This is a genomic window from Streptomyces sp. NPDC029466, assembly GCF_055574515.1.
On record NZ_JBVHZH010000110.1, the window covers coordinates 1 to 4,968 of the forward strand.

The 4,968-nt window shown below is 71.7% G+C and carries 5 protein-coding genes and 1 pseudogene; 4 read left to right on the forward strand and 2 right to left on the reverse strand.

Going from position 1 to position 4,968, the window contains the following annotated elements:
* A partial coding sequence (locus ACZ4XD_RS37200; RefSeq protein ID WP_468049980.1) for a CBS domain-containing protein occupies positions 1-255 on the forward strand: 255 nt, incomplete at its 5' end.
* A gap of 315 nt (positions 256-570) precedes the next feature.
* Here ACZ4XD_RS37200 and ACZ4XD_RS37205 read toward each other — a convergent pair.
* Entirely contained in the window at positions 571-1,263 is a 693-nt protein-coding gene (locus tag ACZ4XD_RS37205; protein ID WP_468049982.1) for a transglycosylase family protein, read from the reverse strand.
* A 500-nt stretch (positions 1,264-1,763) separates the two neighbouring features.
* Here ACZ4XD_RS37205 and ACZ4XD_RS37210 point away from each other — a divergent pair, with 500 nt between their 5' ends.
* Positions 1,764-3,380, forward strand: coding sequence for an FAD-dependent monooxygenase (locus ACZ4XD_RS37210; protein ID WP_468049984.1), 1,617 nt, complete (start codon positions 1,764-1,766; stop codon positions 3,378-3,380).
* Between the two features lie 14 nt (positions 3,381-3,394).
* Here ACZ4XD_RS37210 and ACZ4XD_RS37215 read toward each other — a convergent pair whose 3' ends face one another.
* A complete protein-coding gene (locus ACZ4XD_RS37215) occupies positions 3,395-3,883 on the reverse strand; it encodes an EF-hand domain-containing protein (protein WP_468049985.1) in 489 nt (162 codons plus the stop codon).
* Positions 3,884-4,184: 301 nt separating this feature from the next.
* On the opposite strand from ACZ4XD_RS37215, the gene ACZ4XD_RS37220 reads away from it, so the two are divergent.
* Both ACZ4XD_RS37220 and ACZ4XD_RS37225 read left to right on the forward strand, forming a co-directional pair.
* Entirely contained in the window at positions 4,185-4,613 is a 429-nt protein-coding gene (locus tag ACZ4XD_RS37220; RefSeq protein WP_468049986.1) for a hypothetical protein, read from the forward strand.
* A gap of 120 nt (positions 4,614-4,733) precedes the next feature.
* Positions 4,734-4,968, forward strand: a pseudogene (locus ACZ4XD_RS37225) (murein L,D-transpeptidase); the annotation flags it as partial.

A 4,968-nucleotide genomic window follows, 5' to 3' on the forward strand; every position in this document is an offset into this window, starting at 1 on the left:
TGTTGTGCCGAAGGGATCGACCCGGCGACGGTGCAGGCCGGTTCCATGGGCGGGACGCTGCACTGGATCGACGCGGACGCGGGCGCCAGTGAGGTTCTCCAGACCATGGAGCAGCACCACATCAAGCGGCTGCCGGTGATCGACGTCAAGGGCGGCCACCGTCTGGTGGGAATGATCACCGAGGCCAACCTCGCCAAGAACCTCAGCGACGCGGAGATCGCGGAATTCGCCAACAAGGTGTACGCGACCGCGTAGCGCGGCGGAAACGGAGCCGTCTGCCCGCGCCGGCCGCACCGTCGGCCGGGCGGCAGGGGCGCCCTCCCACCTGTCCCGACGGCGCGGAGGGCGGCACCGTCGTCGTGCGTCCGCCATGCGGAAGGCCCGTCCGCGGTGCCGCGGACGGGCCGTTCCCGCACTCCCGGCGGCCGGCCGATCACCCCACCCGGCCGTCGCCACCCCTTTCCGCGCCGGCCCGTCCCCTCCGGCGGGCCATCTCGCGGTGTGGGTAAGGAGTTTCCGCGGAATTCCCCGGGTTCTGCGTCATGAGGTGCCGGGAATTCCGGAAGGTGCTCAGCGGGTGCCGGAGTGCGGCAGGGCCAGCCGTGTGCCGGGGAAAATCAGATGCGGATTCGCCCCGATCACGCGCCGGTTGAGCCGGTAGAATTCCTGCCAGCCGCAGCCATGTGCGTAGGCGATACCGCTCACGGTGTCCCCGGCGTTGACGACGACCGAGCCGCCGGTACTCCTATGGCGCCCGACTTTGTAGCGCTTCTCATGGGACTGCGGATGCCGGACCCGGCCGCGGGACGACAAAGCGGCGTGCCGTTGCGGCGCGGGGCGGGCCGTGGTGCTCCGTGGAGTGCGGTGCGCGGTGGCCGAGTTGAGCCCCAGCGAGGCCGAGCAGGCCGGCCACGCGCCCCAGCCCTGACGGGCCAGCACCCGCTCCGCCACCTGGATCTGCTGGGCCCGGGTCGCCCGCGCCGCCCGTGCCGCATAGGCGCCGCCACCGAACGAGTGCCAGGTGGAGTGGGCGAGCTGAAGCCCTCCGGAGAAGCCGTTCCCGGTGTCGATACGCCAGTTCCCGCCGCTCTCGCAGCCGGCCAGCCGGTCCCAGGCCCCGCCGCCCCGGGCCTCGGCGGGCTGCTCGGTGACCAGGTTCAGTGCACCGGCCGCCAGCAGGACGGCTGCTGCCGTGATGCCCCGGGCCCCGTAGCCCCGGAATTCACTCCGGGTCGTCGATTCCGATACCTGAGGAAATTGCATGCCTTTACTCCCGTCGCTCGCCGCGCAGTTGCCTGGCAGCCATTCAGGAAACCCGGCGCCGGTGCGGCGTATCGCGTTCGAATGGAGCTCGAACTGCGATTTCCGCGCGGCGCCATGAATTCGACGGGGAAGAGACAACCACGGCCCGAGTTGTTATCGGCAGAGCGCGCGGTAGCGCCGCAGCGGACCGGCCTGCCCCCTTGCCGTCGGCGCGCGGCCGTGCCTGCACACGGCGCACCTGTTCAGACGGGCGGGGGCGCACCCCGCAGGCCGTGGGCGCATGACCATCAGAAGCCTGGCGATCACCTGCTCGGCCGGGGGGTGTCCGCCGAGCGCAACCGGCGCACTTGATGCACGCGCTGCGCAGGTACGCATGCACCGCGCACGGGTCCTGAGCGGTGTAACGGCCCGTTCGCCGGTGGGGCTGTCCCCCGGAAATGGACAGCCCCACCGCGCTGTGTTCCCTTGGGAGGAGGGTGGTTCCGCCCCGGGAGGCAGCCATGGCCGATGTGGATGTCCTGGTCGTCGGTGCGGGCCCGGTCGGGCTGACGGCGGCCTGCGAACTGCGGCGGCGCGGCGTACGGTGCCGCATCGTCGACCGGCTGCCCGCCCCGCAGCCGTACGCCAAGGCGGTGGGCATCCAGCCCAGGACGCTGGAGATCTGGGACCTGATGGGGGTGGCGTGGCAGGCCCTGGAGGCCGCGGCCCCGCTCCGGGGACAACTGATCTACGTCAATGGCGCGGAGCAGGCGCGGATCGAGTTGACCCTGCCGCCGGATGTGCCCTATCGCTTCGCCGCACTGCCGCAGTACGCCACCGAACGCATCCTTGCCGAACGGCTCGCACGCTGGGGCACCCACGTCGAACGCGGCACGGAGCTGGTGGACTTCGAGCAGCACGCCGACGAGGTCCGGGCCTGCCTCGCGCTGCCGTCCGGCGCACAGGAGTCGATCCGCACCGGATTCCTCCTCGGCTGCGACGGCGCCCACAGCGTCGTCCGCAAGACCCTCGGCCTGAGCTTCGAGGGCGGTTCCTTCCCCGAGGAGTACATGCTGGGGGATGTCGAGGTCGACTGGGAACTGCCGCACGGCTACGCGGTACGGGCCATGCACCAGAGCGACGGCCGCACCGACGACCTGCTGGTCTGCATCCCGCTGCCCGGCCGTAACCGCTACCGGACGTCCATGCTCGTCCCGCCCGAACTCGCCCTGCCGCAACAGCCGCAGGAGGAAGACGTGGCGCACGGTCTGGAGGCCGGTTCCACCCCCGGCCTCCCGCACATCCAGGCGGTCCTCGACCGGCTCTCACCGCAGCCCACCCGCGCCTCCTCGCTCCGCTGGTCCTCGGTCTTCCGCATCAGCCACCGTCTGGTGGACCGCTACGGAGCGGGCCGGGTGTTCGTCGCGGGAGACGCCGCCCATGTCCATCCGCCCACCGGCGCCCAGGGCATGAACACCGGCATCCAGGACGCCTACAACCTGGCCTGGAAGGTGGCCCTGGCGGTGCGCTCGACCGCGAGTGAGGGGCTGCTGGGCAGCTATCACGCGGAGCGCCACCCCGTGGGCGAGGAAGTGGTGCAACGGACGGTCCGGCACGCCGGCAGCGGCGTCCAGGCGGACCCCGACGACCCGTCGACGGTGATCCGGCGCGAGGCCCAACTGCTCGTCGGCTACCGGGGCAGCCCGATCGTCGGGCCGGACCGGCACCGGCCCGAGGGCCCCGCCCCCGGCGACCGGGCACCGGACTGCGACGGCCTCCGCCACGACCTCACCGCGTTCCCGTCCCGCCTCTTCGACCTGCTGCGCGGGCCGGACCACACCCTGCTGCTCTATGCGGACGACGAGGCCCAACTGGCGCCGTACGACGCGGTGGTGGCGTCGGCGCGGCGCGGTGCGCAGGGGCAGTTGAGCGCCTGGGTGGTCGCGGCCCCGCACCTCCGGACGGACGGCCTGTCGCTGCCCGTCGTCCACGACGGCCTCGACGCGTTCCGGAAGAGGTACGGGGCGCGGGGCGGCGAGGGCTTCCTCATCCGCCCCGACGGCTACCTGGGGCTGCGCGACGCCCCGGTGAGCGCTCCGGGGCTGCGGGCGCACCTCGCACTGACCTTCCGGGGGTGAGGGCCAGGGGAGGACTACTCGGGGCCGGCGCCCGGCCAGGCATCGACCAGCAGCCGCCCGTCACCGTCCCGGTCCAGCGCCGCGAAGGCCTCCGCCGCCTGTGCGGCCGAGTAGCCCGCCGCGCGGTGCACCACCGCGAAGTCCTCCCGGCTGACCACCCCGTCCCCGTCGGCGTCGGCGAGCGCGACGGTCGCGGCGATCGAGGGTCCCACGACCCTGCCGAGGGACCCCAACTCGCTCGCGCGCGTGAAGGCTTCGACGAACTGCTCCCGGTTCAGCCGGCCCGTCGCGTCGATCCGCGCCAGCGCGGCGAGCTGCTCGAAGGTGTGGCGCATCCCCGCGCCCAGCGCCCGCGCCTTGGCGGAGTCCGCCGGTTCACCGACCGCGTCCGTCAGCAGCCGGGCCCGGTCGGTGAAGTCCTGGGCGGTCAGGTAGCCGTCGCCGTCGGTGTCGTACATGGCGAAGCGGTGCTCGTACTCCGCACGCACTGCATCGGTGATCATGCGTCGTCCCTTCTGGGCGGGGGTGACTCCTCGCGGAGCCGGGGAAAGCGGCCGGTCGCGGGCGCCGCGACCGGCCGCCATGAGCACATTAAGTGGCGATGCGATAGCGGATGGTCATCGGAGAGGGTGTGTTCGCCGTCTTGCCCCGTCGCGCCCGTCGTGGCCATAAACCGGCGGTTTCCGCACGGAAGGTCACGTATGATCGCCGTCAAATTGAACATCTGTCGCAGTCGCCCGCACAGGCGGAGATTTCTCCGCCGTCTTCGACCGGGGCGGCTGCGCGGGGGGAAGGAAGCCACCAATGAAGTCATCCCGGGTACGGCGTCGTCTCGTCGGCGCCGCGGCCGCAGCGGTCCTGGCCGGTGCCGGAGTACTGGTCGCCGCGCCGGCGGCGGTCGCCAAGGCCAACATCCTGGCCATCGACAACGTCTCGCTGCACGAGCCCGGCCTGCAAGTGAAGGTCACCTACTCCTGTGACGTCGACATCAACCACCAGCTGGTGGCCAGGGCAGTCAAGGTCAACGGGACCGGGCACGACGCTCCGTACGCCGCCGGCACCGTCAAGATCGACAAGCTGGTCTGTGACTACCGCGACCACACCGCGCTGGTGAACCTGCGCCCGGCCGCCGTGTCGCAGTTCGCCAAGGGCGACAAGCTCAAGGTCACCGTCTTCTACTTCGACGACGACGGCTTCAGCTACGCCCACCAGAAGAAGGTCGTGGTGCTGTAGGCGGTCCCGCTCCCCGGTGGACGGGACGCCGTTCCGTCCACCGGGACACGGATCACGTACCAGATATTTCGGGTCGGTCACGCCTGCAACCGGCGGGTCGGGCAAACAGTCATACGGGGTATGAAAAGACGACTGAACCTGCGTGTCCCGCGGTCCGGCGCCGGTCGTCGGGCGGGCGCGGCGCTCGCCCTCACGGCGCTGGCCGTTCCGCTGACGGTGGCCTTCGGCTCGACCGCTCAGGCCGCCACCGCGTCTTCGTGCACCGCGAGCCGCGGCCCCTACCAGAAGCAGGCCGAGAAATTCCTCGGACTGCGGGTGGACGGCCGCCAGTCGGCCGCCGACTGCCGGGCGATCC

Excerpts from the sequence above, each read along its gene's own strand:
- ACZ4XD_RS37210 (WP_468049984.1), top strand. The coding sequence starts at position 1,764 with ATGGCCGATGTGGATGTCCTGGTCGTCGGTGCGGGCCCGGTCGGGCTG.
- ACZ4XD_RS37215 (WP_468049985.1), bottom strand. The coding sequence starts at position 3,883 with ATGATCACCGATGCAGTGCGTGCGGAGTACGAGCACCGCTTCGCCATG.
- ACZ4XD_RS37220 (WP_468049986.1), top strand. The coding sequence starts at position 4,185 with ATGAAGTCATCCCGGGTACGGCGTCGTCTCGTCGGCGCCGCGGCCGCA.
- ACZ4XD_RS37205 (WP_468049982.1), bottom strand. The coding sequence starts at position 1,263 with ATGCAATTTCCTCAGGTATCGGAATCGACGACCCGGAGTGAATTCCGG.